Annotated in this window: 28 protein-coding genes and 1 pseudogene; 16 read left to right on the plus strand and 13 right to left on the minus strand. The window is 64.1% G+C overall.

All coding sequences use genetic code 11. The annotated features are described in order from the left end of the window. Window positions 1–62 precede the first annotated feature (62 nt). The 4 genes from ACOZJV_RS33515 (at window position 63) to ACOZJV_RS33530 (ending at window position 3,939) form a co-directional block, all read left to right on the plus strand. The gene (locus ACOZJV_RS33515) at window positions 63–725 is read left to right on the plus strand and encodes a response regulator (protein WP_078469115.1); all 663 of its coding nucleotides are present in this window, start codon (window positions 63–65) and stop codon (window positions 723–725) included. Continuing rightward, window positions 722–2,125 carry a sensor histidine kinase gene (locus tag ACOZJV_RS33520; RefSeq protein WP_201131617.1) on the plus strand — a complete coding sequence of 468 codons (1,404 nt, stop codon included), beginning with the start codon at window positions 722–724 and terminating at the stop codon, window positions 2,123–2,125. The genes ACOZJV_RS33515 and ACOZJV_RS33520 overlap by 4 nt, the downstream gene beginning before the upstream one ends. Before the next feature lie 109 nt (window positions 2,126–2,234). Continuing rightward, window positions 2,235–3,125 (plus strand): bestrophin family protein, encoded by an 891-nt coding sequence (locus ACOZJV_RS33525; protein ID WP_201131618.1) that lies wholly within the window; start codon window positions 2,235–2,237, stop codon window positions 3,123–3,125. 271 nt (window positions 3,126–3,396) lie between these two features. Continuing rightward, window positions 3,397–3,939, plus strand: coding sequence for a hypothetical protein (locus tag ACOZJV_RS33530; RefSeq protein WP_421549493.1), 543 nt, complete (start codon window positions 3,397–3,399; stop codon window positions 3,937–3,939). 52 nt (window positions 3,940–3,991) lie between these two features. On the opposite strand, the gene ACOZJV_RS33535 is transcribed toward ACOZJV_RS33530, so the two are convergent. Further along, complete coding sequence (locus ACOZJV_RS33535) at window positions 3,992–4,180, minus strand: hypothetical protein (RefSeq protein ID WP_156882678.1); 189 nt, start codon at window positions 4,178–4,180, stop codon at window positions 3,992–3,994. Window positions 4,181–4,705: 525 nt separating this feature from the next. On the opposite strand from ACOZJV_RS33535, the pseudogene ACOZJV_RS33540 reads away from it, so the two are divergent. Further along, window positions 4,706–5,845, plus strand: a pseudogene (locus tag ACOZJV_RS33540) (HAMP domain-containing protein); the annotation flags it as partial. A gap of 102 nt (window positions 5,846–5,947) precedes the next feature. Next, entirely contained in the window at window positions 5,948–6,703 is a 756-nt protein-coding gene (locus ACOZJV_RS33545; RefSeq protein WP_421549512.1) for a methyl-accepting chemotaxis protein, read from the plus strand. On the opposite strand, the gene ACOZJV_RS33550 is transcribed toward ACOZJV_RS33545, so the two are convergent. The 10 genes from ACOZJV_RS33550 to ACOZJV_RS33595 form a co-directional block, all read right to left on the minus strand. Further along, window positions 6,688–7,899, minus strand: coding sequence for a benzoate/H(+) symporter BenE family transporter (locus ACOZJV_RS33550; protein WP_421549494.1), 1,212 nt, complete (start codon window positions 7,897–7,899; stop codon window positions 6,688–6,690). The two genes, ACOZJV_RS33545 and ACOZJV_RS33550, sit on opposite strands and share 16 nt — an antisense overlap. Before the next feature lie 53 nt (window positions 7,900–7,952). Continuing rightward, window positions 7,953–9,290: an aromatic acid/H+ symport family MFS transporter gene (locus ACOZJV_RS33555; protein ID WP_421549495.1), complete on the minus strand. Its 1,338-nt coding sequence runs from the start codon at window positions 9,288–9,290 to the stop codon at window positions 7,953–7,955. A gap of 59 nt (window positions 9,291–9,349) precedes the next feature. Further along, on the minus strand, window positions 9,350–10,123 hold the full coding sequence (locus ACOZJV_RS33560) for a 1,6-dihydroxycyclohexa-2,4-diene-1-carboxylate dehydrogenase (RefSeq protein WP_421549496.1): 774 nt from the start codon (window positions 10,121–10,123) through the stop codon (window positions 9,350–9,352). A gap of 67 nt (window positions 10,124–10,190) precedes the next feature. Next, on the minus strand, window positions 10,191–11,204 hold the full coding sequence (gene benC / locus ACOZJV_RS33565; RefSeq protein WP_201131625.1) for a benzoate 1,2-dioxygenase electron transfer component BenC: 1,014 nt from the start codon (window positions 11,202–11,204) through the stop codon (window positions 10,191–10,193). 10 nt (window positions 11,205–11,214) lie between these two features. Beyond that, window positions 11,215–11,703, minus strand: coding sequence for a benzoate 1,2-dioxygenase small subunit (gene benB, locus ACOZJV_RS33570; protein ID WP_421549497.1), 489 nt, complete (start codon window positions 11,701–11,703; stop codon window positions 11,215–11,217). After that, the gene (benA, locus tag ACOZJV_RS33575; protein ID WP_078474149.1) at window positions 11,700–13,064 is read right to left on the minus strand and encodes a benzoate 1,2-dioxygenase large subunit; all 1,365 of its coding nucleotides are present in this window, start codon (window positions 13,062–13,064) and stop codon (window positions 11,700–11,702) included. The genes benB and benA overlap by 4 nt, the downstream gene beginning before the upstream one ends. Before the next feature lie 310 nt (window positions 13,065–13,374). Further along, window positions 13,375–14,331: an AraC family transcriptional regulator gene (locus tag ACOZJV_RS33580; RefSeq protein WP_421549498.1), complete on the minus strand. Its 957-nt coding sequence runs from the start codon at window positions 14,329–14,331 to the stop codon at window positions 13,375–13,377. A 141-nt stretch (window positions 14,332–14,472) separates the two neighbouring features. Continuing rightward, window positions 14,473–15,402 (minus strand): catechol 1,2-dioxygenase, encoded by a 930-nt coding sequence (catA, locus tag ACOZJV_RS33585; RefSeq protein WP_078474147.1) that lies wholly within the window; start codon window positions 15,400–15,402, stop codon window positions 14,473–14,475. Window positions 15,403–15,454: 52 nt separating this feature from the next. Continuing rightward, entirely contained in the window at window positions 15,455–15,745 is a 291-nt protein-coding gene (gene catC / locus ACOZJV_RS33590; protein ID WP_078474146.1) for a muconolactone Delta-isomerase, read from the minus strand. A gap of 10 nt (window positions 15,746–15,755) precedes the next feature. After that, entirely contained in the window at window positions 15,756–16,901 is a 1,146-nt protein-coding gene (locus ACOZJV_RS33595; RefSeq protein ID WP_421549513.1) for a muconate cycloisomerase family protein, read from the minus strand. Window positions 16,902–17,025: 124 nt separating this feature from the next. On the opposite strand from ACOZJV_RS33595, the gene ACOZJV_RS33600 reads away from it, so the two are divergent. Together ACOZJV_RS33600 and ACOZJV_RS33605 are read left to right on the plus strand one after the other, a co-directional pair. Beyond that, window positions 17,026–17,913, plus strand: coding sequence for a LysR family transcriptional regulator (locus ACOZJV_RS33600; protein WP_421549499.1), 888 nt, complete (start codon window positions 17,026–17,028; stop codon window positions 17,911–17,913). 138 nt (window positions 17,914–18,051) lie between these two features. Next, window positions 18,052–19,314: an OprD family porin gene (locus tag ACOZJV_RS33605; RefSeq protein ID WP_201131628.1), complete on the plus strand. Its 1,263-nt coding sequence runs from the start codon at window positions 18,052–18,054 to the stop codon at window positions 19,312–19,314. 66 nt (window positions 19,315–19,380) lie between these two features. On the opposite strand, the gene ACOZJV_RS33610 is transcribed toward ACOZJV_RS33605, so the two are convergent. Continuing rightward, the gene (locus ACOZJV_RS33610; RefSeq protein WP_078473567.1) at window positions 19,381–20,130 is read right to left on the minus strand and encodes an outer membrane beta-barrel protein; all 750 of its coding nucleotides are present in this window, start codon (window positions 20,128–20,130) and stop codon (window positions 19,381–19,383) included. A gap of 195 nt (window positions 20,131–20,325) precedes the next feature. Between ACOZJV_RS33610 and ACOZJV_RS33615 the strand changes: the two genes are divergently transcribed. The 3 genes from ACOZJV_RS33615 to ACOZJV_RS33625 all read left to right on the plus strand — a co-directional run bounded on the left by ACOZJV_RS33615 (window position 20,326) and on the right by ACOZJV_RS33625 (window position 22,016). Beyond that, on the plus strand, window positions 20,326–20,826 hold the full coding sequence (locus ACOZJV_RS33615; protein ID WP_421549500.1) for an RDD family protein: 501 nt from the start codon (window positions 20,326–20,328) through the stop codon (window positions 20,824–20,826). 36 nt (window positions 20,827–20,862) lie between these two features. Then, window positions 20,863–21,198 (plus strand): DUF6388 family protein, encoded by a 336-nt coding sequence (locus ACOZJV_RS33620; protein ID WP_078473568.1) that lies wholly within the window; start codon window positions 20,863–20,865, stop codon window positions 21,196–21,198. Between the two features lie 113 nt (window positions 21,199–21,311). Beyond that, entirely contained in the window at window positions 21,312–22,016 is a 705-nt protein-coding gene (locus ACOZJV_RS33625) for a YoaK family protein (protein WP_421549501.1), read from the plus strand. Between the two features lie 25 nt (window positions 22,017–22,041). Here ACOZJV_RS33625 and ACOZJV_RS33630 read toward each other — a convergent pair whose 3' ends face one another. Beyond that, window positions 22,042–22,791, minus strand: a complete 750-nt coding sequence (locus ACOZJV_RS33630; RefSeq protein ID WP_421549502.1) for an SDR family oxidoreductase — start codon at window positions 22,789–22,791, stop codon at window positions 22,042–22,044. 189 nt (window positions 22,792–22,980) lie between these two features. On the opposite strand from ACOZJV_RS33630, the gene tusD reads away from it, so the two are divergent. From tusD to ACOZJV_RS33655, 5 genes are read left to right on the plus strand one after another with little or no spacing between them, the layout of a single operon-like run. Continuing rightward, window positions 22,981–23,373: a sulfurtransferase complex subunit TusD gene (gene tusD, locus ACOZJV_RS33635; RefSeq protein WP_421549503.1), complete on the plus strand. Its 393-nt coding sequence runs from the start codon at window positions 22,981–22,983 to the stop codon at window positions 23,371–23,373. Between the two features lies 1 nt (window position 23,374). Next, window positions 23,375–23,737, plus strand: a complete 363-nt coding sequence (tusC, locus tag ACOZJV_RS33640) for a sulfurtransferase complex subunit TusC (RefSeq protein WP_078473571.1) — start codon at window positions 23,375–23,377, stop codon at window positions 23,735–23,737. After that, the gene (tusB, locus tag ACOZJV_RS33645; protein ID WP_078473572.1) at window positions 23,737–24,036 is read left to right on the plus strand and encodes a sulfurtransferase complex subunit TusB; all 300 of its coding nucleotides are present in this window, start codon (window positions 23,737–23,739) and stop codon (window positions 24,034–24,036) included. Before tusC ends, tusB begins: the two co-directional genes overlap by 1 nt. Beyond that, window positions 24,033–24,368 carry a TusE/DsrC/DsvC family sulfur relay protein gene (locus ACOZJV_RS33650; protein ID WP_421549504.1) on the plus strand — a complete coding sequence of 112 codons (336 nt, stop codon included), beginning with the start codon at window positions 24,033–24,035 and terminating at the stop codon, window positions 24,366–24,368. The genes tusB and ACOZJV_RS33650 overlap by 4 nt, the downstream gene beginning before the upstream one ends. Then, complete coding sequence (locus tag ACOZJV_RS33655; RefSeq protein WP_421549505.1) at window positions 24,365–25,366, plus strand: glycosyl transferase family protein; 1,002 nt, start codon at window positions 24,365–24,367, stop codon at window positions 25,364–25,366. Before ACOZJV_RS33650 ends, ACOZJV_RS33655 begins: the two co-directional genes overlap by 4 nt. Window positions 25,367–25,450: the final 84 nt, after the last annotated feature.

Genomic DNA, 25,450 nt, shown 5'->3' on the forward strand with positions numbered 1-25,450 from the left:
GCGCCACGCCTGGCGTCATCATGCCGCCGTTCCAGCGCCTGCTTCCCTACCGAGACCCCACCATGCGCCTGCTCCTTGTCGAAGATGATCGTGCCCTGGGCCAGGGTATTCGCGTGGCCTTGAGCGCCGAGGGCTACACCCTGGACTGGCTGCAGGACGGCCTCGGCGCCCTGCATGCCCTGCGCACCGAGAGCTTCGACCTGTTGCTGCTGGACCTGGGCCTGCCGCGCCTCGACGGCCTGGAGTTGTTGCAACAATTGCGCGCCGAGCAGCACGACCTGCCGGTGCTGATCCTCACGGCCCGTGACGGCACCGCCGAGCGCATCGCCGGGCTGGACGCCGGGGCCGACGACTACCTGGTCAAGCCGTTCGATGTCGAGGAGTTCAAGGCCCGGGTCCGCGCCCTGCTGCGCCGCAGCCAGGGTCGGGCGCAGCCGCTGCTGGAGCACGCTGGGGTCAGCCTCGACCCGGCCACGCAGCAGGTCAGCTACCAGGGCCAGGACATCGTGGTCACGCCCATGGAGTACCAGTTGCTGCACCAACTGATGGTGCGCCCGGGCAAGGTGGTGACCCGCGAACGCCTGTCGCGGGCGCTGTACGGCTGGCAGGACCGGGTCGAAAGCAACACCCTGGAAGTGCTGATCCATAACCTGCGCAAAAAGCTTTGCGCCGAGCTGATCCGCACCGTGCGCGGCGTGGGTTACGTGCTGGAGCTCAAGCCATGAACTCGGTACGCGCGCGGATTCTGCTGCCGGTGCTGCTCCTGGTGCTGCTGGGGGATGTGCTGATCAGCTGGCTGGTGCTGCGCGACAGCCACCATGAAATCGAAGAGGTGTACGACGCCCAACTGGCGCAGAGCGCGCGCCTGTTGCAAGGCGTATTGCGCCAGCGCGACCCCGGCGAGGCGGACTGGGACCGGCTGTACCAGGCCTTCGACCAGGCCATGAGCCGAGTCGGCGAAGACGGGGTGGCCCACCCCTACGAAACCCGCCTGACGTTCCAGGTCTGGCGCAGCGACGGCCAGTTGCTGGTGCGCTCCGCCGAAGCCCCGGAGCTCAAGGCACCGCCCGCCACCCTCGGCTCCCACGACATCGACGACAACGGCAACGAGTGGTGCGCCTTCCTCCTGGCCGACGACCAGCAGGGGCTGCTGATCTGGGTCGGCGAACGCGACGACATTCGCCAGGACCTGATCCAGCGCATCATGCGTCACACCCTGTGGCCGACCCTGATCGGCGTGCCGCTGCTGGCGCTGCTGATCTGGCTCAGCATCGGCTGGGGCCTGAAACCCCTGCGGGCCATGGCCCAGGCGATTCGCGGGCGCAACACCGCAACCCTGCAACCCTTGCAGCTCAAGCCCCTGCCCCGGGACCTGGAGCCGATGCACACCGCCCTCAACCAGTTGCTGGCGCAGATCGACACCCTGCTCGAACGCGAGCGACGCTTTATCGCCGATGCCGCCCACGAACTGCGCACGCCCCTGGCGATTCTGCGGATCCACGCGCAAAACGCGCAGAGCGCCGGCACCCCGCAACAGCGGCGCGAGGCCCTGGACTTTCTGGTCAGCGGGGTTGACCGCGCGACCCGCATCGGCAGCCAGTTGCTGACCATGGCGCGGATCGAGCCGCAGTTGAACAACCCCACCCGCAGCACCGTGCAGCTCACCGCCCTGGTCCGCGAGGAGCTGGCGGAGCTGACGCCCCTGGCCCTGGAAAAGGACGTCGAACTGGTGCTGGACGGCGACGAGACGTGCCAGGTCGACACCGACCCGGTGGCCCTGGCCATCGCCCTGCAGAACCTGGTGACCAACGCCCTGAACTTCTCGCCGCCGGGCAGCGAGGTCTGGGTCCGGGTGCAGCCCCAGGCGTCGGGGGCGATCCACCTCAGCGTCGAGGATTCGGGCCCCGGCATCGACGAACAGGACCGGGCGCGGCTGCTGGAGCGGTTCTACAGCCAGGGCAATGCTAACGGCGCGGGCCTGGGGCTGGCGATCGTCAACATGATCGCGGGCAAGATCGGCAGCCAGCTGGAGCTGCATAACCGCGCCGAAGGTGGCCTGTGCGCGCGGCTGCTGCTGACGGCCAGCCCCCAAGCCGTGGGGCGTGCGGCGCCGCAGCCGGCCTGAAACGATTCAGGCCTCGGGATCATTGATTGCGGCGGCCGGCGAACCTTTCCCCGGCAACCGGCGTCCGAGCTAGGGCATTGATGCTTACCGCCCGTTGCGAGGTTCCCGTTTGAAAGCTGCCATCGTCAAAAAATACCGCCTGATCATCAAGACCCTGGGCTACGTGGGCTGGGCCCTGTTCTGGCTGCTGATCTGGGATGTGGCGGTCACCGTGGACTTCATGCTGTTTCTCAACAGCAAGATCAACCTGCCGCTGATGCCCCTGACCCTGCTCGGCTCGGCCCTGGTAGTGCTGATCAGCTTTCGCAACAGCAGCGCCTATAACCGCTGGTGGGAAGCGCGGACGCTATGGGGGGCGATGGTCAACAACTCCCGCAGCTTCGCCCGGCAAGTGCTGACCCTACTGGATGACCCGGGAAGCGAAGTGAACCCGGTGAAATCCACCCTGTTGCGCCGTCACGTGGCCTATGTGAACTGCCTGGCGGCGCACCTCAAGGGCCAGCCGTGCCCGGATGAAGTGCGGGCATTCATTCCCACCGAGGAGTTTGCCCGCAGCGGCGCCACCAACAACTTTGCCAACGACATTCTCAATGGCTCGGCGGCGCTGCTGGCCAAGGAGTACAAGGCCGGACGCCTGGACAGCATTCGCCTGGCGCGGCTGGAAACCACCCTGGTCGAGCTGTCCAACAGCCAAGGCGGTATGGAGCGGATCGCCAACACGCCGCTGCCCTACCCCTATGTGTATTTTCCACGGCTGTTTATTTCGCTGTTCTGCCTGATCGTGCCGGTGGGCCTGGTGGAGTCCCTGGGCTGGTACACCCCGCTGGCCTCGACCGTGGTCGGCTTTATGCTGCTGGCCATCGAACGCATCGGCACCGACCTGCAAAGCCCGTTTCGTGCCAGCGAACACCAGATCCAGATGGAAACCATCTGCGAAACCATCGAGCGCAACCTGCAATCGATGCAGCGCGACGCCCTGGGTGGCGATCGGATCGGCTGATGCCTGCCCCTGGCCGCAGCGCTCAGGTAGCATGGCGCCCGCTGCCGCTTGCGATACTGCGACAAATCACCCGTGGCGAGGGAGCTTGCTCCCGCTGGGTCGGCCGGCGCTCCGGGGCGTAGCCGCCCCAATGGCCACAACCTCGTTCCTGCAGGTTAATCGCGGGTTCAAGGTTTGCGGCCGCTGCGCGGCCGAGCGGGAGCAAGCTCCCTCGCCACAGGACAGTGTTCGTACTGGCATTATTATTTATTTCGCTGCACAGGAGCCTTGCATGGCCATTCCGGATCGGCTGCAACCGTTACGCCCGAACCCGCAACAACGGGCCACCATGAACACCCTGCTCGAAGCCCTGGAACACCTTATCGATCAGAGCCGCTATGAAGACGATCCCGAAATCATCGCGCTGATCGAGCAGTGGAACAGCCTCGCCAGCCGGCCGTTCGAATTCTATGAGTTTCGTGATTTCCACAGCTACACCGATGCCGATGACTTCATCCGCTCGGCGTTTCATCAGGAAAAGTACGTTGCCGACTTGAGCTTCGACGAGGCCTGCGCCCTGGCTGATTTTGTCTGCACCAGCGGCGGCGATGATTCGGATGTGAACTACGCCCTGCAACTGCTGGAAACCAACTTTGCCAATGCCAATGCCTCGGACCTGATCTTCTGGCCGGACGACTGGTTCAAGGATCCGGAGCTGTCACAGCTCGAAATGACCTCCCAGGAGATTGTCGGGTACCTGATGGAGAAATCCGGACGGCGCCTGGCCGATGCGCCCGTGGTGGCCTTGCCCCTTGCCGTGCCCAAGGACCTTTGACCCGGGCACATGAAAATGGGGGCCTCACGGCCGCCATCCCAGGTTTCAGCACTCAGCGGCGATCACCACCACCGGGGCCGCCACGACCACCGCCGTCGTAACCCCCCGGGCCACCGCCGTGGCCGCCACCATGACCACCGCCACCCCCACCGCCACCCGGCGGGAAGAACATCCAGCAGCCGGACAAGGACGACAACAGCGCAATCAGCGCCGCCGCCTGGGTCATTCGCTTAACCATCATGTGCTCACTCTCATTATCGAAAAGAAAGAAACTTTCCTGGCACTTCAGACAGCATGGTTAGCGGTTTGAGCACGGTTTATAAGTAAAGATTGGGTAAGTGTTGTATCGGAAATGATTCATTTTCTGCGAGCCGTGGTCGCCGCCGACAGGCTGCGCTGGCCGGCATGGACGCCGTGCACCTGCGCTCTGGCTCCAGCGTTTTCAAGGCAACCCAGTGCAGCGGAGGCTGTCTCAGGGCTTTCGCAAATTGCGACAGGTGGCGGTCTGAGGTTTTGCATCAATCCGGACACAGGCCTTGAAAAACCAAGGCCTTGGCCATCTGCCATCAACTGGCACAGGGCTTGCTGCGGGGCTCACCCTCTCCCCGTCTGCGAGTGCCTCTGTATGTTCCAGCGCCTGACCATCCGCCTGAAAATCGTCCTGCTGTCGGGGGTCTGCCTGTTGAGTGTGATTGCGCTGGTGGTGGGCATGAACCTCTATCAGGGCGCGGCGACCAATCAGCTGGTCAAGGATGCCAGTAGCCAGATGCTGACCCGCGGGGTGCAGAACCTGTTGCAGGCCAAGGCCGCGGAAAAGGCCCAGTTGCTGCAACGCAATTTTTCCGAGAGCCTGCGGGTGGTCAACGGCCTCAACGATCAGTTCCTGCAACTGCGGGGTCTGCTCGGCAGCCACGCCTTGAGCCCAGAGGGCCTGCGCACCGAGGTCAACCAGGGCCTGCGCACAGCCTTCGAGCACAATGAAAAGCTGCTCGGGGTGTGGCTGGTCATGGAGCCCAACGGCCTGGACGGGCGCGACGCCGAGTTTGCCGGCGACACGGCCCACGGCGCCAACGAACAGGGACGCTTCGCCAGTTACTGGAACCGCTCGGGCGGCAGCGGGCAGAACATCGTGGTCGCCGAGCAGGACATCAACAACGCCGCACCGGGCCTCAGCGGCGCGCCTTACAACGCCTTCTACAGCTGCCCGAAAAACACCGGCAAGACCTGCCTGCTGGAGCCCTACGCCGACTCGGTCAGCGGCAAGACCCTGGTCATGACGTCCATTTCCCAGCCGCTGATGGTGAACGGCCAAGTGCTCGGAGTGGTCGGCGTCGACATCGCCCTCGACACCCTGCAAGCCGCCGCCGTCGATGCGCGCCGCGAGCTGTTCGACGGCGCCGGCGAGATGCTGATCCTCTCCAGCAGTGGCGTGTTGGCCGGGGCCAGCGCTGCGCCGGACAAGCTCGGCAGCAAGGTGCAGCAAGCCCTCGGCGCCCCTGGCGAGGCCCTGCTGCAACAACTGCGCAGCAATCAGGCGCAGACCCTGGACCAGGGCCCGTCGATCCGCGCGCTGTTTCCGGTGCAGCCGATCGCCGACGCCAGCCCCTGGGCCGTGGTGATCGACCTGCCGAAACAGGTGCAACTGGCCGACGCCCTGAGCCTGCAACGGCTGCTGGAAAGCGCCCAGCGCGACAATACTCTCAAAACCCTGCTGGTCACCGTCGTGGCCGCCGCCCTCGGCCTGCTGCTGATGGCCCTGTGCGCCAGCAGCGCCACGCGGCCGATCAAGCAGGTGGCGGCCATGCTGCAAGGCATCGCCAGTGGCGACGGCGACCTGACCCAGCGCCTGAGCTACAGCCGCCAGGATGAGCTGGGGCAGCTGGTGCAAGGCTTCAACCGCTTTCTCGACACGCTGCAACCGCTGATTCGCGACATCAAGCTGAGCATCACCGAAGCCCGGGGCACCGCCGATCAGTCGTCGAACATTGCCCGCCTCACCAGCCAGGGCATGCAGACCCAGTTCCGCGAGATTGACCAGGTGGCCACCGCCTCCAATGAAATGAGCGCCACCGCCCAGGAGGTGGCACACAGCGCGGCCAGCGCCGCCCAGGCCGCCAGGGGGGCCGACCAGTCGACCCAGGATGGCTTGCAGATCATCGCCCACAGCACCCGGGCCATCGAGCATCTGGCCGCCGATGTCGGCCAGGCCATGGGCCAGGTACAGACTCTGGCCGCCAACAGCGAGCAGATTGGCCAGGTGCTGGAAGTGATCCGCAGCATTGCCGAGCAGACCAACCTGCTGGCGCTGAACGCCGCCATCGAAGCCGCCCGGGCCGGGGAAAGCGGGCGCGGCTTTGCCGTGGTGGCCGATGAGGTACGCAACCTGGCACGGCGCACCCAGGATTCCATCGAGCAGATTCGCGGGGTCATCGAACAGATCCAGGGCAGCACCCAGGTCCTGGTGGCGTCGATGCACAGCAGCCACAGCCAGGCCCAGGACAGTGCCAGCCAGGTGCAGGATGCGGTGGCGGCGTTGCAGCGCATCAGCCAGGCGGTGCTGGTGATCAGCGACATGAACCTGCAGATCGCCAGCGCCGCCGAGGAGCAGAGCGTGGTCGCCGAAGAGGTCAACCGCAATGTGGCCGCGATCCGCCAGGTCACCGAGACCCTCAGCGCCCAGGCCGACGAATCGGCCCAGGTCAGCACCCGGCTCAACGGGTTGGCGACGCAGCAGATGGGCCTGGTGAATCAGTTCCGGGTCTGAACCGGCGCCGTGCCGGGCGGGACCGCACGCGGCCGGCGTAGGGTCAGCACGGCGTGGGCAGCCAGGCCGAAGATCAGGCCCCAGAACGCCGCCGACAACCCGAACAAAGACATGCCCGACGCGGTGACCAGAAAGGTGATCAGCGCCGCCTCGCGGTCCCTGGGCACCGCCATCGCCCCGCTCAGTGCCCCACCAATCGCGGCAAACAGCGCAAGGCCGGCCAGGGCCGCGATCAGCGCCCGGGGGAAGGCGCTGAACAGCGACACCAGGGTCGCGCCGAACACCCCCAACAGCAGATAGAAGACCCCGCCCATGACCCCGGCCATATAGCGCTTGCCCGGGTCTTCATGGGATTCACGGCCGGTGCAGATGGCGGCGGTGATCGCCGCCAGGGTCAGGCCGTGGCAACCGAACGGTGCCAGCAACAGGCTGGCCAGGCCACTGCTGGCGATGATCGGGCTGGCCGGGGTGGTGTAACCGTCGTTGCGCAGCACGGCGATGCCCGGCACGAACTGCCCGGTCAGCGCCACCACCACCAGCGGCAAGGCCACGTTGAATACCGCGCTCCAGCTGAAGGCCGGGCTGATCCAATGGGGCGTGGCCAGACCAACGACCAGCGCCGACTGATTGATCTCGCCCGAGCCCAGGGAGATCACGCAGCCCACCAGCAACACCGCCAACACCGCATAACGCGGCCATACCCGCTTGAACAGCAGGTAGGTGCCAAACATCGCCCCCACCAGCAGCGGCTTGTCGGCCATCGAGCGGAATAACTGGGTGCCGAAGCTGAACAGGATCCCGGCTAGCATCGCCGCCGAAATCGCCGCCGGCAGCCGGCCGATGATCTTGTCGAAAATGCCGCACAGCCCCACCAGCAGGATCAGCGCGCTGGCCACCAGGTAGGCGCCCACCGCTTCATTCAGGCTGATGCCCGGCAACAGGCCCACCAGCAGCGCCGAGCCGGGGGCCGACCAGGCGATGATCACCGGCACCTTGAAGCGCAGGCTGAGGACAATGCCGAGCACACCGCTGCCGATGGAGATCGCCCAGATCCACGACGATAGCACCTCCTGGGGCAGCCCGGCGGCCTTGGCCGCCTGGAACACGATCACCAACGGCCCGGCATAGGAAATCAGGGTGGCGATAAACCCGGCCACCGCCGCCGACAACGAGAAATCCTTGAGCAGCTTATACATGCAGGCTCCAACACCTGAGGAAAACAACGCGGGCGCTCCTTCGCCCGCAGGTTCTAGAGCGACGGCGCACCGGCGGCAGCCACCGGCGCGGGCCTGGCCTGGCGCGGGTAGACAAAGCACATGGCCAGGGCCGCGACCGCTCCCGGAATCGCAAAGGCCATGAAGTTGTAGTGCAGCGGCAGCTCGATGGCGACCAGGGCGCCGCCCAGGATCGGCCCGACAATCGCCCCGCTGCGCCCCACTCCCGAGGCCCAGCCCAGGCCGGTGGAGCGAATGGCCATGGGGTAGAACTGGGCGACACAGGCATAGGCCAGGATCTGGGTGCCGATAGTGGTGGCTCCGGCGATGGCGATCAAGCCGTACAGCAACCCGGTCGGGCTCTTGAAGCCCAGCAGGCTGATGGACAGCGCGGCCACCACGAAAAACGCCACCAGCACCTTCTGCAGGTTCAGCCGGTCGCCGATCCAGCCACCACCCACTGCCCCGAAGATCGCGCCGAAGTTCAGCACCAGCAGGAACATCAGGCTCGACCCCAGGCCATAGCCGGCGCTGGCCATCAACTTGGGCAACCAGGAATTGAGCGCGTAGACCATCAGCAGGCAGCAGAAAAACGCCACCCATAGCATCAGCGTGCTCAGGGCCCGGCCATCACGAAACAGCTGCACCACCGGCGCCCCGTCGGCCTTGAGCGCCGCCTTGCTGAACACGTCGCCGGCTTGCGGCACAAAGCTTGGCTCGATGCGTTGCAACACCTGGCGCGCTTCGTCCTCACGGCCCTGGCGCAGCATGAAACCCACCGACTCCGGCAAGAACTTGAGGATCAACGGCAGCAACAGCAACGGAATCACCGCCACGTAAAACACCGACTGCCAGCCGAAATTCGGCAACAGCACAATGCCCAGCCCAGCCGACAGCATGCCGCCCACCGAGTAGCCGCTGAACATGATCGCCACCAGGGTGCTGCGCATTTTCTTCGGCGCGTATTCACTCATCAGCGCCACCACATTGGGCATCACCCCGCCGATGCCCAGGCCGGCGATAAAGCGGCAGATGCCGAACTGGGTCGGGGTGCTGGCAAACCCATTGAGCACGGTGAAGCCGCTGAACAGGATCACGCAGATCGCAATCACCTTCTTGCGCCCGATACGGTCGGATAACGAGCCGAAAAACAGCGCGCCGAACATCATGCCGAACAACGCATAGCTGCCCAGGGCCCCAGCCTGCAAGGGGCTCAATCCCCACTCTTGCATCAGCACCGGCAGCACCACGCCGTAGATCACCAGATCGTAGCCGTCGAAGATGATGATCAGCGCGCACCAGAACAGCACGCGCCAGTGGAAGGCGTTGAAACGCGCCTCGTCGATCAATTGATTGCTGTCTATTTTTCGCATGGCATCTGACTCTTGTTGTTGTTTTTTTAGAAAGCGAAAGTCTGTGCGGCAGTCGAGGATCAGCCCTGGTCGCCACCGCCTACCGGCATGACCATGCCAGTGATGTAGGACGCCTCGTCCGAGGCCAGGAACAGGATCGCCGCCGCCTGCTCGTCGATGGTGCCGTAGCGTTTCATCAGGGTGCTGTCGACGGTCTGGTCGACGATCTGCTGGTACCAGACTTTTTCCTCGGCGCTCTGCTCGGCGCTGTTGCGCGGGATGCGCCGCGGCGGCGCTTCGGTGCCGCCCGGGGCCGTGGCATTGACCCGCACCCCGCGGCCGGCGGTTTCAAACGCCAGGCAGGCGGTGAGCGCATTTACCCCACCCTTGGCCGCGCCATAGGGCACGCGGTTGATGCTGCGGGTGGCGATGGACGAGACGTTGACGATGGCGCCGCTGCCCTGCTCCAGCATGTACGGCAGCGCGGCATGGCAGCACCACAGGGTCGGGAACAGCGAGCGCCGGACCTCGGCTTCGATCTGCGCCGGCTCGTAGTGTTCGAAGGGCTTGGCCCAAATGGTGCCGCCCACATTGTTGACCAGCACATCGAGGCGCCCGAAGCGCTCGACCGCCGAGGCCATCACCCGCTCGCATTCGCTGTACTGCTCAAGGTCGGCGGTCAGGGCCAGCACCTGATGCTCGGGCGCCAGCTCGGCCTGCAGTTCAAACACCAGCTCGGAGCGGTCCACCAGGATCAGCCGTGCGCCCTCTGCGGCCAGGCGTTCGGCCACACGGCGACCGATGCCCTGGGCGGCGCCGGTGACCAGGGAGATTTTTTCGTGAAATCGGTGCATAGCAACCTCCTGTCAATGACGGGCGGCGGCGCGGGCCAACTGCCCACGCCGGCAACGCCCGCGAAGCTCAGGCCGCGCTGGCGGCGAACTTTTCGTAGTAGAAATTCGCCGGGGCGATGCCCTGCTCGCGAATGAACTGGCTCACCGCCTCGACCATCGGCGGCGGGCCGCAGAGGTAGACGTCGACATCGCCGTTGTTCAGGTGCTGGGGCTCGATGTGCTGGGTCACGTAGCCCTTGAGCGGGTGCCGGCTCTCGGGGTTGGCCACGCAGGCGCTGAAACTGAAGTTGGGGATACGCGCGGCCAGGGCTTGCAGGCGGTCCAGCTCCACCAGATCGAAGTCGTTGGTCACGCCGTAGATCAGGTGCAGCGGGTACTCGCTGCCCTGTTCGGCGATTTTCTCCAGCATCGCGGTAAACGGCGCAAGGCCGGTGCCACCCGCCAGCAGCAGCAACGGCCGGCGGATGTCGCGCAGGTAGAAACTGCCCAGAGGGCCGGCCAGGCTCATGCTGTCGCCGGCCAAGGCCCGCCCGGTAAGGAAGCTGCTCATCAACCCGCCGGGCACGTTGCGAATCAGAAAGCTGACCTCGCCATCACGCTGCAGGGAGCTGAAGGAATAGGCCCGGCTCTGCTCGCTGCCCGGCACCGCAAGGTTCACGTACTGCCCCGGGAGGAACGCCAGCTTGCTCAAGGCTTCGCCCTTGATCGACAGGGCGATGGTGCTATCGGACAGCTGGCGCACCGCGCTGATGCTGGCGGTGAAGGTCGCCTGGGCAGCGCGACACACCTGGGACGACGCCGGCACCCGCACCACGCAATCGCTCAAGGCGCGCATCTGGCAGGTGAGGACAAAACCCTGCTCGGCTTCGTCCGCGGTCAAGGCGTCATCGATGTAGTCCTCGCCCAGGTCGTAGCGCCCGGCCTCGGCGAAGCATTTGCAGGTGCCGCAGGCGCCGTCGCGGCAATCCAGGGGGATGTTGATGCCTTGCCGATAAGCTGCGTCGGCCACGGTTTCCCCGGCGTTGGCGGCGACGAAGCGGGTCACCCCGTCTTCGAAGTTGAGTGCGATTTGATGAGTCATGGCAGTCGCCTCAGAGGTGGTAGAAATCGACGACCTGACGAACGTAATCGTTCTTCAGGATGACCTTCTTGGCCAGGATCAGCGGGTGGTCGCCGCGCACATCCAGGGTGTAGAAACTGCTGCCGAAGTAGCTGTCCACGGTCTTGTAGCGAAAGCTCAGGGTGTGCCAGTTGAAGCGCACGCGGCACAGGCCGTCGCCCTGCTCCAGCAGCTCGATATTGCTCAGGTTGTGCGAGGTGCGGGTGTCGGGAATGCTCGCGCTGGAGCGCTCGGTCTTGATCCGGAACACGCGGTCTTCGAGGCCGCAGCGGTTGCCGTACCAGATCAGCGAGATTTCCCGCTGCGGATCTTCGGTGAGTTGGTCGTTGTCGTCCCAGGACGGCATCCAGAAGGTGGCGTCGGCGGCGTAGAGTTCCAGCCAGTTGTCCCAGTCCTTGTCGTCCAGGTAACGGGCTTCGCGGTACAGGAAGTCGCGCACGGCCTCATAGGAAATGCTCATTGCACGGCCTCCACGGCGATCTTGCGCGACTCGTCGGCCGCCAGGGCGCGGAGCATGGTTTCCTGCCAGTACTTGTGCTGCATCACGAACAGGCCTTCGTCTTCGGTGCGCACGCCGCTGAGAATGGGCTTGAGGTCGATCTCTTGCGCCGCCGCGTCCGGGCCTTCGACCCAGTGTTCGGCACCCCGGGACATATCGTTCCAGGCCGTGGTGCTGCCCTGGTAGCCCATCTGGCAGGAGCGGAATTCTTCGAGGTCATCGGGGGTGGCCATGCCGCTGACGTTGAAGAAGTCTTCGTACTGGCGAATCCGACTGGAGCGGGCGTGGTCGCTTTCACCCTTGGGCGCGATGCAGTAGATGGTGATTTCGGTGCGGTCCACGGAGATCGGCCGGGCGATGCGGATCTGCGAGCTGAACTGGTCCATCAGGTAGACGTTGGGGTACAGGCACAGGTTGCGCGAGTTCTCGATCATCCAGTCGGCACGGGCCTGGCCGAAGTCCTGGGCCAGCTCGTCACGGCGCTCGTACAGGGGGCGATCCTCGGGGTTGGACCAGCGGGTCCAGAGCAGCATGTGGCCCTTGTCAAAGGAGTAGAAACCGCCGCCCTGCTTGGCCCAGCTGCCGGCGCTCATGGTGCGGATGTCTTCGCCGGCCTCGCGCTGCTTGCGCTGGTTCTGGGTGGCGGCATAGTTCCAGTGCACCGAGCTGACGTGGTAGCCGTCGGCGCCGTTTTCAGCGGTGAGTTTCCAGTTGCCTTCGTAGATGTAGCTCGAGGAGCCGCGCAGCACTTCCAGGCCGTCGGCGGACTGGTCGACGATCATGTCAATGATCTTTGCCGACTCCCCCAAGTGCTCCACCAGGGGCAGCACGTCGGCCTTGAGGCTGCCGAACAGGAAGCCGCGGTAGGACTCGAAGCGTGCGACCTTGGTCAGGTCATGGGAGCCTTCGCAGTTGAAACTCGAGGGGTAGCCCGCGGCAGCCGGGTCCTTGACCTTGAGCAGCTTGCCGGAGTTGTTGAAGGTCCAGCCGTGGAACGGGCAGGTGTAGGAGGATTTGTTGCCGGTCTTGTGCCGGCACAGCATGGCGCCGCGATGACTGCAGGCGTTGATAAAGGCGTTGAGCACCCCCTCCTTGTTGCGCGCGATGAAGATCGATTGGCGGCCCATGGTGGTGGTGTAGTAATCGTTGTTGTTGGGAATCTGGCTCTCGTGGGCGAGGTACAGCCAGTTGCCTTCGAAGATGTGCTGCATCTCCAGATCGAACAGACGAGGGTCGGTGAACATCTCCCGCTTGCAGCGGTAGACGCCCTGCTCTTTATCTTCTTCAAGCAGGGAGTGAAGGTATTCGGGTCGCAGGGACATGGCCGCCGCCTCCATTGTTTTTATTCAGGCAGGCTCATCCTAGGACGCGGGGGGTGGACGCAATATCCACTGACTGCAGACCACTATCCGTTTTGTGCAAATCCCTGTAGCCGCTGCCGAGGCGCGAGGCTGCGCTGGCCGGCAAGGGCGCCGCGTTATTCAGCTGGATCACCGGCGCTGTTGAGGGCCAGCGTCCGAACGCGGCCCGAGCCTGCGGCGGCTACACCGGTCTGTAGCCGCCGCCGAGGCACAAAGCTACGCAGGCCGGCAAGGGCGCCGCGTTATTCAGGGGAAGGCATCGCCAGGCGGATCAATGCCGGCGCTTGAGGGTATCGGAAGGCAGTTCGCCGAATTGCTTGCGGTAGTTTTCGGAGAAGCGCCCCAGGTGCAGAAAGCCGAAATCCATCGCCAGTTCGGTGACGTTGCGCACGTTGCAGCTGGGGTCGCTGAGGCAGGCGTTGACCCGTTCCAGTTTCTTCTGGCGGATGTAGTGTTTGGGCGTGGTGCGGGCGTTGCGTTCGAACAGGCCGTACAGCGAACGCAGGCTCATCTGCGCCTGCTGCGCCAGTTCTTCGCAGCCGATGTCTTGCTTGAGGTTGTTCTCGATGTAATCGGCAATCAGCTCAAAGGTCGCCGAAGACGAACCCAGCCCTGCGCGCCGGACATTGGTTTTCATCAGGCTGAGCATCTTGCTCACCACGATCTGCGCATAGTGCTCCTGCACCCTGGGCATGCGCTCGGCAGCCTCGGCTTCACGGCAGACCATGCTCAACAGGTGGATGAAGCCCTCCAGCTCATGCAACTGGTAGCGGTTTTCCAGGAAGCGCACGCCCTGCCCCGGATACAGCCAGAGCTGTTCCTGGCATACCGATTCGAGCAGGCGGGTGGGCATCTTGATGATGAATTTTTCGCAATCGTCGGAATACGTCAGGTCCACCGGATCATCGGGGTTGATCAGCAGCAACTCCCCGGGGGCGAAGTAATGTTCCTGGCGATGGCCACGCCACAGGCAATGGCCGCGCAGCAGCACTTGCAGGTGGTAGATGGTTTCCAGCGCCGGCGAGGTCACGCGTACGCTGCCGCCGTAGCTGATGCTGCACAGGTCGAGGCTGGCGAACTGGCGGTGATTGAGGCTGGCCTGGGGGCTGCCGGACTTGGGCAGGCGGATGCAATGGTTGCCCACGTGCTGGTTCACATAGCCGGATACCGCATAGGGATCGGCGTGCACAAACACCCTACTGCGCTCACTCAACAGATGCGTTTCCATAACCCGGTCACTCTGATTGTTATTATCGGACGGTGATCGATCGCCACCGCTGGCCCATCACGCAACGCTTGCCACAATGCCAAAAACCACGGGACAGCCGCTAGGTCATCCCGTGGTTTGGAAACATCAGCACACCCTTTATCAGTCTTCCAGGGCGCGTACTCGCTCCATGCGCTGCTGCTCGTCCGGCTGGGCCGAGGACTGCAAGGTGAAGTCGAACTCGATTTCGGCAAAGCGCCCGCTGACGCCCAGGGCCTTGGCCCGCGCCTGGTCTTCGCTGAAGGTGATCTGGGCGATCAGCTCGTCGCGAGTGGCATAGGCGAAGTCGTCGTGCAGGTATTCATCGCCATCCAGGTTGATCTGGGTGGTCAAATGGCGATGGTCATCGGCCGAGATAAAGAAGTGGATATGCGCCGGACGCTGGCCATGGCGGCCCAGTTGGTCGAGCAGTTGCTGGGTTGGACCGTCCGGCGGGCAACCGTAACCCGACGGCACGATGCTGCGGAAGCGATAGCGGCCTTCGGCGTCGGTGACGATGCGCCGGCGCAGGTTGAATTCCGACTGGCTGTCATCGAAGTAGGAATAGGTGCCGCCGGTGTTGGCATGCCAGACATCGACAATGGCGCCGGCCAGCGGTTCGCCAGCGGTGTTCTTGACCTGGCCGCGCATGAACAGCACCACGCCCGGGTCGACGCCGTCGTCAAGCCGCGCCTCACCCTGGGTCAGGGGCGCGCCGGCCACATACAGCGGGCCTTCGATGGTGCGCGGGGTGCCACCGCTTTTGCCGGCCTGTTCGTCGGCGGCGTCCATCAGCAGGTCCAGGTAGTGTTCCAGGCCCAGGCCTGCGGCCAGCAGCCCGGCTTCCTGGCGTGCGCCCAGAACGTTGAGGTAGTTGACGGCCTTCCAGAACTCTTCCGGGGTCACGTCCAGGTCTTCGATGATGTTCACCGAGTCGCGCAGGATCCGGTAGATCAGCGCCTTGGCCCGTGGGTTGCCGCCTTCGGTGAACTGGCCGCTGGCTTCTTCAAGAAACTTCTGGGCATCGGCAGTGTGGGAAATTCTGACGTTCATGATTGTTCCTCATCTTGTATTTATTAGAGTGGTTCTCAGACTGACCAGCGACTCAGCGATCGTCCTCACGGATGGACGAAGGATGCCTGCACATGGCGTTGACTTCGATAGCCATGTACGGATACAGCGGCAGTTGCATCAGTAGATCGTGCAGTTCCTGCACGCTGTCGACATCGAACACGCTGTAGTTGGCATACAGGCCGGCAATGCGCCACAGGTGGCGCCACTTGCCCTGATCCTGCAGGCGCTGGGCCAGGGCCTTTTCGTCGGCCTTGAGCTGCGCGGCGCGTTCGGGGTTCATGTCGAGCGGAAGGTTCACGGTCATTTTGACGTGGAATAGCATGGCGCTCTCCTCAGGCAGTATGAAGGGTGGAGGTTTTATCGCGGCGGAAGAACGCCAGGCGCTCTTCGTCCAGGCTCAGGCCCAGGCCCGGCGCGTTCGATACATACAGCTGGAAATCGCGGTACGCCGGTGGCTCGCTGAGAATGTCTTCGGTCAGCAGCAGCGGGCCGAACAGCTCGGTGTCCCAGCTCAGCTTGCTCAGGGTCAGGAAGGCATGGGCCGAGGCCAGGGTGCCGATCCCGCCTTCAAGCATGGTGCCGCCATACAGGCCGATGCCCGCCGCCTCGGCAATGGCCGCCGTGCGCAGGACCGCACGAGGGCCGCCGTTTTTGGCGATCTTCAGGGCAAACACCGACGCCGCGCCTTCGCGGGCCAGGTTGAAGGCGTCTTCCACGCATTCGATGGATTCATCGGCCATGATCGGTGCCGGGCTGATGGCGTTGAGGCGGACCATGCCTGTGCGGTTGTTGCGCGAGATGGGTTGTTCGATCAGGTCGATGCCGTTGTTGCCGAGGATCCGGCAGGCGCGCACCGCGACCGCTTCATCCCAGGCCTGGTTGACGTCGACCCGCACGCTGGCACGGTCGCCCAGGGCTTTCTTGATGGCGATCACGTGGGCCAGGTCGCGGTCGACTTCACCGGCGCCGATCTTCAGCTTGAAGATGCGGTGGCGGCGCAGGTCGAGCATTTTTTCCGCTTCGGCGATGTCCTTGGCGGTGTCGCCGCTGGCCAGGGTCCAGGCCACCGGCAAGGCGTCGCGCACCCGGCCACCGAGCAACTCGCTGACCGGCAGCCCGAGGCGCTTGCCCTGGGCGTCGAGCAAGGCGGTTTCAATACCGGATTTGGCGAAGGTGTTGCCACGGATGCTGCGCTCCAGGCGCAACATGGCAGCGTTGACGTTGCTGCTGTCCTGGCCGACCAGCAACGGGGTGAAGAAACGATCGATATTGGTCTTGATGCTGTCCGGGCTTTCGTTGCCGTAGGCCAGGCCGCCGATGGTGGTGGATTCGCCAATGCCTTCGATACCGTCGGCGCAACGCAGGCGGATCAGCACCAGGGTCTGGTTCTGCATGGTGTGCATCGCCAGCTTGTGCGGACGAATAGTCGGCAGATCGACGATGATCGTCTCGATCGATTCAATGGCAGAAGAAAGCATTTCCATACCCGTCAGGTTCTTGAAGTTATGCAGCCGATTCTGGTACGGCTTTTTCTGGGGTTCCAATATAGAATTGGTCTGGTTCGATACCTTAAAGGTATTCAAGATTTTCCTCGGAGGCGGTATGGAGCTGCGTCATCTGCGTTACTTCCAGGTGCTGGGTCAGACCCTGAACTTCACCAAGGCCGCCGAGCGCCTGCACATCGCCCAGCCGCCGCTGAGCCGGCAGATCCAGCAACTGGAAGAGGAACTGGGGGTGCTGCTGCTCGAACGCGGCCGGCCGCTGCGGCTGACCGAGGCCGGACGGTTTTTCTATGAGCACTCAAGCGTGCTGCTCGAACAGCTGGGCAAGGTCTGCGACAACACGCGGCGCATCGGCCTCGGGCAAAAAACCTGGCTCGGCATCGGCTTTGCGCCTTCGACCCTGTATGGCGTCCTGCCGCAACTGATCCGTCGCCTGCGCAGCGACGAGACCCTGGAACTGGAGCTGGGCCTGTCGGAAATGACCACTCTGCAACAGGTCGAAGCCCTCAAGGCCGGGCGCATCGATGTCGGCTTCGGCCGGATCCGTATCGACGATCCGGCCATCGTCCAGCGGGTGCTGACCGAAGACCGGCTGGTGGCCGCCCTGCCCGCCGGGCACCCGTTGCTCGGCCAGCCGGTGAGCCTCAGCCAGTTGGCCGACGAGCCTTTTGTGCTGTACCCCGGCAACCCGCGCCCGAGCTACGCCGACCATGTGATTGCACTGTTCAGCTCCCACGGCCTGACGGTGCGCATTGCCCAATGGACCAACGAATTGCAGACCGCCATCGGCCTGGTCGGCGCCGGGATCGGCATCACCCTGGTGCCGGCCTCGGTCCAGGTGCTGCACCGCGACGACATCGGCTTCAGCCCGCTGCTGGAGAGCAACGCCACTTCGCCGATCATCCTCAGCCGTCGGGTCGCAGACGTCTCGCCGGGGCTTAGCCACTGCTTGCGCATGATTGACGAACTGCGCGCCGGCAAGACCTGAAGCCATCCCCGCCCCCGGGGCCGAACGGCCCTTGCACAAAGCGGATACAGGTCTGCAAAAAGCGGATATTGCCCACCCTGCCCGGCCCCTAGCCTGCGCCGCAGTGAACTGCTTTCAATAACAATAAGAGTAAAAGCAATGAAACCTGCGATGACCCCGACCGTGCTGGTCTCCAGCGCGCTGTGTCTTGGTGCACCCCTGTCCCTGCTGGCTGACGAAGGCGGCTTTATCAAAGACGCCAGCGCCACCCTGCAAGCCCGCAACTACTTTTTCAGCCGCGACTATTCGGACATTCGCGGCCCGGAAAAATCCATGGCCCAGGAATGGGCGCAAGGCTTCATCCTCAATTTCAAATCCGGCTATACGCCGGGGCTGGTCGGCGTCGGGGTCGATGCCATCGGCACCCTGGGGCTGAAGCTGGACAGCGGCAAGGGCCGGGTCAACACCGGGTTGCTGCCAGTGCAGGAGGACGGCGAAGCGGCCGACAGTTACAGCCGCCTGGGCGCAGCGCTGAAACTGCGGCTGGCAAAAACCGAACTGCGGGTCGGCGAATTGCAACCCAACCTGCCGGTGCTGAGCTTCAGTGATATCCGCCTGCTGCCGCCGTCCTACCAGGGCGCCAGCCTGACCTCCAACGACATTGATGGCCTGACCCTGCAAGGCGGGCGCCTGCGCTCCACCAGCCTGCGCAACGAGTCCGGACACAGCGACCTGCAAGCCATGCTGGGCCATGTACCGCAACGCCAGGTCAGCAGCGACGGCTTCAACTACGCCGGTGCCGACTATGCCTTCAACAGCAAACGCACCACGGTCAGTGCCTGGTACGGCCAGCTGCAAGACATTTATCAGCAGCGCTTTCTCGGCCTCAAGCACAGTCAGCCCGTGGGCTCCTGGGTCCTGGGCGCCAACCTCGGCTACTACGATTCCAGCGAAGAAGGCCGGCAACTGCTGGGCCGGATCGACAACCGCGCGTTCTTTTCCCTGCTCTCGGCCAAGCGCGGCGGGCATACCGTTTACCTGGGGTATCAGGGGATGTACGGCGACAGCTCGTTCCCCCGGGTATTCGCCAATATTTCGCCACTGGGCAACGAGGTGCCGACCTACGAGTTCGCCTACGCCGACGAGCGCTCATGGCAAGCACGCTACGACTATGACTTCGCCGCCATGGGCTGGCCGGGTCTGACCAGCACCGTGCGCTACATTCGCGGTGACAACGTCGACACTGGCAAGGGCTACGAGGGCAAGGATTGGGAGCGGGACCTGGACATCGGCTATGTGATCCAGTCCGGTCTGCTGGGCGGGCTGGGGATCAAGCTGCGCAACGTGGCGGCACGTTCCAACTACCGAACCGATATCGATGAAAACCGCCTGCTGCTCAGTTACACCTGGAAACTGCTGTAGCCAGGCAGCCGACACTGGCGGCATTGCGCACGCCAGTGCCGGTGGCCCTGACCGGGGACGGCAGGCCTAGAAGGCGATACCGACCTTCACCCCGTACTCGTCACGCTTGAGCTTGGTGTTGTCGGCCACGTCCGAATCCTGGTCCAGCTTGTATTCGGTGCGGGTGTAATACACACCGGCCATCACCGGCAGCGAGCCTTTCTGGTTCATCAGCAGGCTGACTTCGGCGTAAGGGTTGGTGCGGTCCTTGAGGTCAACGGTGTCGCTGCCGACATCGTCGACCTTGAGCTTGACCTTGCCGTCGATGGTGCGCCGCGCACCCAGTTCGACGCGCATGGTCATGTCATCGAACTGATGGTTGTAACCGATGGCCGCCTTGGCGAACGGCGACTTGGTGGTGAGCTTGGTGTCGTAGTCGTCGATCTCTGGCTCGTAACGGGTCCAGCTGTAGCCGCCGCCCACCAGCACGTCGACGAAGTTGCGCGCATCCAGCGCGGCACGCCAGCCAAGGTCGAGGTCGGCCTGGCCTTCCTTGAGCTTGTTGTCGTCCTTCTTGCCGAATTTGGCGTCGACCCCGGCCTGGTAGATAAAACCCGATTCGGCGGTCATTTTGTTGCCGAAGTTATAGAACAGGCCACCCTCCGGCAGGTGATCCTTCTGGCTGTCGCTGCCGCCTTCGAGCTTGAAATCGTTGTAGCTGCCGAGGATCCCGAACGTCGAGATCGGGCCCGTATCAGGCGCGGCGATCGCGGCGGCAGGCAGGGCCAGGAAGGCCAGGATAGAGCCCTTGAGTGCGGTTCCGAATACGTTTGACATCGCTTTTTAAATCTCCCTGTTAGAAGGCAAATGATTCAGGAAACGCTTCGAGTCCGGGGAGATGCAAAAGGTTCGCACTATTTTGAGGCACAGGTATTTTCACCGAAAGCCGTCCCCCGCCAAAACCACTGCGACACCCCGCCCTGCGGGGATTACACTGCGCCCGATGTGATGGAAAAAACTTTGGAATCGACCATGGAAGTCTCAAGAACTCAACTGATCCTGCGCCGCGCCGCCGCCTTCATGCTCGACCAGGTGCTGGCGCTGGCGGCGTATTTGCTCCTGTCGCTGAGCCTGCACGGGGTGCTGGCATTGCAGCCGGTCAGACGCTTGCTCGACCTCGAGCAACAGACGGGGCTGGAGCCCTACCTCCATTCGATGTTGTTCATGCTGGTCTGGCCCTTGTACTTCGTGGCCTGGGAGTATTTCTTCAAGGGCCGGACGCCCGGCAAAAGCGCCCTGGGCCTGGTGGTGATCAACGCCGCCGGGGCGCCGCCGACGCTGGTCCAGGTACTGATCAGAGGCGCCACCCGCTATCTGGAGGCCGCTTTCGCCTTTGTCCCACTGATGGCCTGCGCGGAATCAAGCCGCTGCCAGCGAATAGGCGATATGCTCGCCCGCACCTACGTGATCCCGCACAAGGATCTGCAACAGATACGCAGTGAAATGCCAGAACATCCCCTGCCCCAGGCTTGATGCCTGAAGGCTGCCCGTTCCCCTCAAGGAGCCCCGATGCCCGCCAATGCCCCGCACCACGAAATAGCCCTGGAAAGATTTCTCGCCGCGCGCCCCGAACTGCGCGAAGCACTGGACAAGCTCAATCCGCTTGAAGCCCAGGTCAAGGGCGAGACGCCCGAGCAGTACCGCGACGAACGCCTGCATGAAGCCTTTGAAGCCGAAGCCGAGCGCCTGGGTTTGTTTGCCTGGGAACTGAGTTTGCAACTGACTGCCTCCAGCGCCGAAGATTTCCAGGCCCAGCGCCTGGAAGTGCACAAGGAGGTGGCCGAGATGGCTGGAATGGACTGGGCCGAATACTGCCAGTTGCATGGCCTGGATAGCCCGAACTGACAACCTGTTGATGATCTGGCGAGCGATGCTCAGCTCTTTTTAACGCCGCATGAGCCAAGCGCAGTCGATCGTGAACCGGTTCTGACACCTTCACCGCCCATGAGAGCCTACTGATGCTGCCATCGCCGCCCACACCGCGTACTCACCCAGGCTTGCTCAATACCCGCAAATGGCGCGGGCGGATCGGCCTCGGCCTGGTGGCCAGCCTCTCGGTACTGGCGGGCATGACCGACGCCATCGGCTTTATGGCCACCGGCGACTTCGTGTCCTTCATGAGCGGCAACACCACCCGCCTGGCCGTGGCCATCAGCGATGGCGACATGGGCCTGACCCTGCGCCTGACGTTGTGCATCGCCACCTTTATTGCCGGTAACGCCCTGGGCATCGTCGTCAGTCGCCTGGGCGGACGCCGCGCCCTGCCCCTGCTGCTGTGCATCGCCACCCTGCTCTGCGCGGCCGCGGCCTGGCCGTTTGCCAATCACCTGCCGGCCTTGCTGGCCGCCATCGTGGCCATGGGCATGCTCAACGCGGCAGTGGAAGAAGTGAACGGCCTGCCCGTAGGCCTGACCTATGTCACCGGTGCCCTGTCGCGTTTCGGCCGCGGCCTGGGACGCTGGATGCTCGGCGAGCGACGCAATGGCTGGCGGGTGCAACTGGTGCCCTGGACCGGGATGCTGGTCGGTGCGGTGATCGGCGCGCTGCTGGAGCACCAACTGGGCATCAAGGCGCTGCTGGTCAGTGGCGGCTTGTCGGCGTTGCTGGGGATCGCCTCGTTGAAGATCCCTCATCGCTGGCAACTGGGCTATATGCCGCGCTGAAACACGCGGCCTATAGCCCGGGGGCTTAGTTGAACACGCCGCCGTTGTCGGTATCGATGACGATCGACGACAGGCTGATGTGCCGTGGCCGGGTCAGGGCGAAAACCACCGCCTCGACCACATCCCGATTAGTGCCCTGCTGGCCCTTGGTCCGCTCAGGCACCTGCGCCCATTGCGGGTCCAGCGGCGAAATATCCTCAAGATACGGCGGGTGCACGCACAGCGAGCGCAGTGGCGTGCCGACCAGCATCTGCCGCAGGCCATCGGCCAGCGCCAGTTGCCCGTGCTTGGCGGCATAGAACGGCAACGACACGCTGTGCAGCGGCGCGTTGGGCAAGCCGCTGATGGAGCCGATGGTGACCACATCCGGGCGGCTGGACGCCTTGAGTGCCGGCAGCAGGCCCTGGGTCAAGAGGAAGGTTCCGGTCAGGGCGGCATTGATCACCCCGCTGACTTCGGCGGCGCTGTGGGGTTGCTCGCTGGCCTCCAGCCACATGGCGCCGTTGTTGATCAGGATGTCGATCTGCGGCTGGCGCTGCTCGATGCTGGCCAGGGCCGCGCTGACGCTGGCGGTGTCGGCGAGGTCGAGCACCACTTGCTCGGTCGCCAGGCCGCCACGGGCCTCGATTATGGCCCCGACTTCAGCCAGGGCAGGGGCGCTGCGTCCGCACAGCACCAGCTTGCACCCCAGGTCCGCCAGGCTGATCGCCAGGGCCGCACCCAGGCCGCGACCGGCACCGGTGACCACGACCACTGCACCTTTGAGTTCCTGCATCTCGCACTCCTTGTCATCGATTGGTTTTTTCAGCGGGCGAGTTTATCGAGCGTGGGCCAGTTTGGGCCGGCCGATGCGTTACCCGGTATGTCGAGGCCTGCCCCGGCCCAGCGCCGCACGAAAAAACGGGTTTAGCCCATCCCTCGATAAAGCATTATCATTGCGCCAGATTTGCCGACCGAGTCCGTCATGAAGTTCGCCATAGCCCTGTTCTGCGCCGCCCACGAGCCCTCTTCGCGTCGCGCCCTGCTGTTCACCCAAGCGGCGCTGGCCGGGGGGCACGAGATTGTCCGGCTGTTTTTTTATCAGGACGGCGTGTACAGCGCCTCGAACAACATCGTCACCCCCCAGGATGAGCAGGACCTGCCCCGCCAATGGCGCGAGCTGGTAACCACCCATCAGTTGGATGCCGTGGTGTGCATTGCCGCGGCCCTGCGGCGCGGGGTGCTGAACGCTGAGGAAGCCCAGCGTTATCAGCGCTCGGCGGTCAACCTCGAAGCGCCGTGGGAGTTGTCCGGCCTCGGCCAATTGCACGATGCGGCGCAAGCTGCCGATCGCCTGATCTGCTTTGGAGGGCCTTGAAATGCCCAAGTCCCTGCTGATTATCAGCCGCCAGGCGCCCTGGTCCGGCCCCGGCGCCCGCGAGGCGCTGGATATCGTCCTGGCCGGCGGCGCCTTTGATCTGCCCATCGGCCTGCTGTTCCTGGATGACGGCGTATGGCAACTGGCGCCCCGGCAACACGCCGCGACCCTGCAACAGAAGGACCTGAGCGCCAACCTGCAGGCCCTGTCGCTGTTTGGCGTGGACCAAGTGTTTGCCTGTGGTTTCAGCATCGCCGAGCGCGGCCTGGACCCGCAGGACCTGGGCCTGGATGAGGTCCAGTTGCTGGAAACCGCGCAACTGAGTGCGCTTATCGATCGTTACGACCAAGTGATTACCCTCTGATGTCGACCTTGCATGTGTTGTCCCACTCGCCCTTCACTGACACTCGCCTCGACAGCTGCCTGCGCCTGCTGGGTGCGCGGGACGCGCTGCTGCTGTGCGGCGACGCGGTGTACGCGCTACAACCTGGCAGCGCTCCCTTTGCCCACTTGCAGGGCCGTGCCGAGGCGTTGCAGGTGTTCGTCCTGGCTGAAGACCTGCAAGCCCGTGGCCTTGCCGCACCGGCCTGGGCCACGGCCATCGATTACCCGGCCTTTGTCGACCTGTCGATCCAGCACGCCAAGGTCAACAGCTGGCTATGAATGCGCTTACCGTAGGCACCCGCAGCATCGCCCTGGACAAGGACGGCTACCTGCTCGACCTGGCCGACTGGTCGCCGCAAGTGGCCAGCGCCCTGGCGGCGGTCGAAGGCATTGAACTGAGCCCCGAGCACTGGGAGATCCTCGAGCTGCTGCGCGATTTCCATGGCCAATTCCAGCTGTCGCCGGCCACCCGCCCGCTGATCAAATACACCGCCCTGAAGCTGGGCCCGGACAAGGGCAACAGCCTGCACCTGAACCGCCTGTTCAACGGCACTCCCGCCAAACTTGCCGCCAAGCTGGCGGGCCTGCCGAAGCCGACCAATTGCTTATGAACCAATCCCCTGCGCTGATCACCGAAACCCCGGCCGAGCATCCATTTGCCCCGTTCGTACGGATCCTGGGCAAAGGCAAGCGCGGCGCCCGCAGCCTGACCGGTGAAGAAGCCCGGGAAGCCATGGGCATGCTGCTCGACGGCAAGGTCGAAGACACCCAGCTCGGTGCTTTCCTGATGCTGCTGCGGCACAAAGAGGAAAGCCCGGAAGAACTGGCCGGCTTCACCCTGGCCCTGCGTGAGCGCCTTAATGCCCCGGCGATCCGCCTCGATCTGGATTGGCCGACCTACGCCGGTAAAAAACGCCATCTGCCCTGGTACCTGCTGGCGGCCAAATGCCTGGCGCAGAACGGCGTGCGCATCCTGTTGCATGGCGGTGGCGCGCACACCGCCGGGCGCTTGTATACCGAACAACTGCTGGAGCCCCTGGGCATTCCCCTGTGCCATGACTGGCAGGCGGTGAACCAGGCCCTGGACCACGGCAACCTGGCCTTTATCCCGCTGGGTGCCTGGGCACCGCAGCTACAGCGAATGATCGACCTGCGCAACATCCTCGGCCTGCGCTCGCCGATCCATTCCCTGGCGCGCATCCTCAACCCGCTGGGCGCACGTTGCGGCCTGCAAAGCATCTTCCACCCCGGCTACCAGGGCGTGCACCGCGATGCCAGCGGCCTGCTGGGGGATAACGTGATCGTGATCAAGGGCGATGGCGGGGAAATCGAGGTTAACCCCGACAGCCCCTGCCACCTTTACGGCACCACCGGCGGCGTCAGCTGGGATGAAGAATGGCCGGCACTCTCGGCCCAGCGCCATGTAAAGCCCGCCAGCCTCGATCCGCAGCAGTTGCTCGCGGTGTGGCGTGGCGAGGTGGTCGACAGCTACCCGCAACTGGCCCTGATCGCCACCATGGCCCTGGCCCTGCGCGGCCTGGGTACACCGCACGAGCAAGCCTTCGAGCAGGCGCAGCGGTTCTGGGATGCGCGAAACAAATCGATTTAATCGATCATATACCCGCAAGCTTTGCGCTTTTTGTTCGAACTCATCGGAATAGACTGCACTCCAACGCAAAACAGCCGAGGAGAA

Source organism: Pseudomonas sp. QD4, assembly GCF_049199125.1.
Lineage (GTDB): Bacteria > Pseudomonadota > Gammaproteobacteria > Pseudomonadales > Pseudomonadaceae > Aquipseudomonas.

Bases quoted from the DNA above. Each gene is read 5' to 3' on its own strand.
- ACOZJV_RS33630 (WP_421549502.1), bottom strand. From the start codon at position 22,791: ATGCAGGAACTCAAAGGTGCAGTGGTCGTGGTCACCGGTGCCGGTCGC.
- ACOZJV_RS33580 (WP_421549498.1), bottom strand. From the start codon at position 14,331: ATGGAAACGCATCTGTTGAGTGAGCGCAGTAGGGTGTTTGTGCACGCC.
- ACOZJV_RS33610 (WP_078473567.1), bottom strand. From the start codon at position 20,130: ATGTCAAACGTATTCGGAACCGCACTCAAGGGCTCTATCCTGGCCTTC.
- benC (WP_201131625.1), bottom strand. From the start codon at position 11,204: ATGACTCATCAAATCGCACTCAACTTCGAAGACGGGGTGACCCGCTTC.
- ACOZJV_RS33655 (WP_421549505.1), top strand. From the start codon at position 24,365: ATGAACCAATCCCCTGCGCTGATCACCGAAACCCCGGCCGAGCATCCA.
- ACOZJV_RS33625 (WP_421549501.1), top strand. From the start codon at position 21,312: ATGCTGCCATCGCCGCCCACACCGCGTACTCACCCAGGCTTGCTCAAT.
- catC (WP_078474146.1), bottom strand. From the start codon at position 15,745: ATGCTATTCCACGTCAAAATGACCGTGAACCTTCCGCTCGACATGAAC.
- ACOZJV_RS33560 (WP_421549496.1), bottom strand. From the start codon at position 10,123: ATGCACCGATTTCACGAAAAAATCTCCCTGGTCACCGGCGCCGCCCAG.
- tusC (WP_078473571.1), top strand. From the start codon at position 23,375: ATGCCCAAGTCCCTGCTGATTATCAGCCGCCAGGCGCCCTGGTCCGGC.
- ACOZJV_RS33555 (WP_421549495.1), bottom strand. From the start codon at position 9,290: ATGCGAAAAATAGACAGCAATCAATTGATCGACGAGGCGCGTTTCAAC.
- ACOZJV_RS33615 (WP_421549500.1), top strand. From the start codon at position 20,326: ATGGAAGTCTCAAGAACTCAACTGATCCTGCGCCGCGCCGCCGCCTTC.
- ACOZJV_RS33650 (WP_421549504.1), top strand. From the start codon at position 24,033: ATGAATGCGCTTACCGTAGGCACCCGCAGCATCGCCCTGGACAAGGAC.
- catA (WP_078474147.1), bottom strand. From the start codon at position 15,402: ATGAACGTCAGAATTTCCCACACTGCCGATGCCCAGAAGTTTCTTGAA.
- ACOZJV_RS33520 (WP_201131617.1), top strand. From the start codon at position 722: ATGAACTCGGTACGCGCGCGGATTCTGCTGCCGGTGCTGCTCCTGGTG.
- ACOZJV_RS33530 (WP_421549493.1), top strand. From the start codon at position 3,397: ATGGCCATTCCGGATCGGCTGCAACCGTTACGCCCGAACCCGCAACAA.
- tusD (WP_421549503.1), top strand. From the start codon at position 22,981: ATGAAGTTCGCCATAGCCCTGTTCTGCGCCGCCCACGAGCCCTCTTCG.
- ACOZJV_RS33535 (WP_156882678.1), bottom strand. From the start codon at position 4,180: ATGATGGTTAAGCGAATGACCCAGGCGGCGGCGCTGATTGCGCTGTTG.
- tusB (WP_078473572.1), top strand. From the start codon at position 23,737: ATGTCGACCTTGCATGTGTTGTCCCACTCGCCCTTCACTGACACTCGC.
- ACOZJV_RS33515 (WP_078469115.1), top strand. From the start codon at position 63: ATGCGCCTGCTCCTTGTCGAAGATGATCGTGCCCTGGGCCAGGGTATT.
- ACOZJV_RS33600 (WP_421549499.1), top strand. From the start codon at position 17,026: ATGGAGCTGCGTCATCTGCGTTACTTCCAGGTGCTGGGTCAGACCCTG.
- ACOZJV_RS33550 (WP_421549494.1), bottom strand. From the start codon at position 7,899: ATGTATAAGCTGCTCAAGGATTTCTCGTTGTCGGCGGCGGTGGCCGGG.
- ACOZJV_RS33545 (WP_421549512.1), top strand. From the start codon at position 5,948: ATGCAGACCCAGTTCCGCGAGATTGACCAGGTGGCCACCGCCTCCAAT.
- ACOZJV_RS33605 (WP_201131628.1), top strand. From the start codon at position 18,052: ATGAAACCTGCGATGACCCCGACCGTGCTGGTCTCCAGCGCGCTGTGT.
- ACOZJV_RS33595 (WP_421549513.1), bottom strand. From the start codon at position 16,901: ATGCTTTCTTCTGCCATTGAATCGATCGAGACGATCATCGTCGATCTG.
- benB (WP_421549497.1), bottom strand. From the start codon at position 11,703: ATGAGCATTTCCTATGAGGCCGTGCGCGACTTCCTGTACCGCGAAGCC.
- ACOZJV_RS33620 (WP_078473568.1), top strand. From the start codon at position 20,863: ATGCCCGCCAATGCCCCGCACCACGAAATAGCCCTGGAAAGATTTCTC.
- benA (WP_078474149.1), bottom strand. From the start codon at position 13,064: ATGTCCCTGCGACCCGAATACCTTCACTCCCTGCTTGAAGAAGATAAA.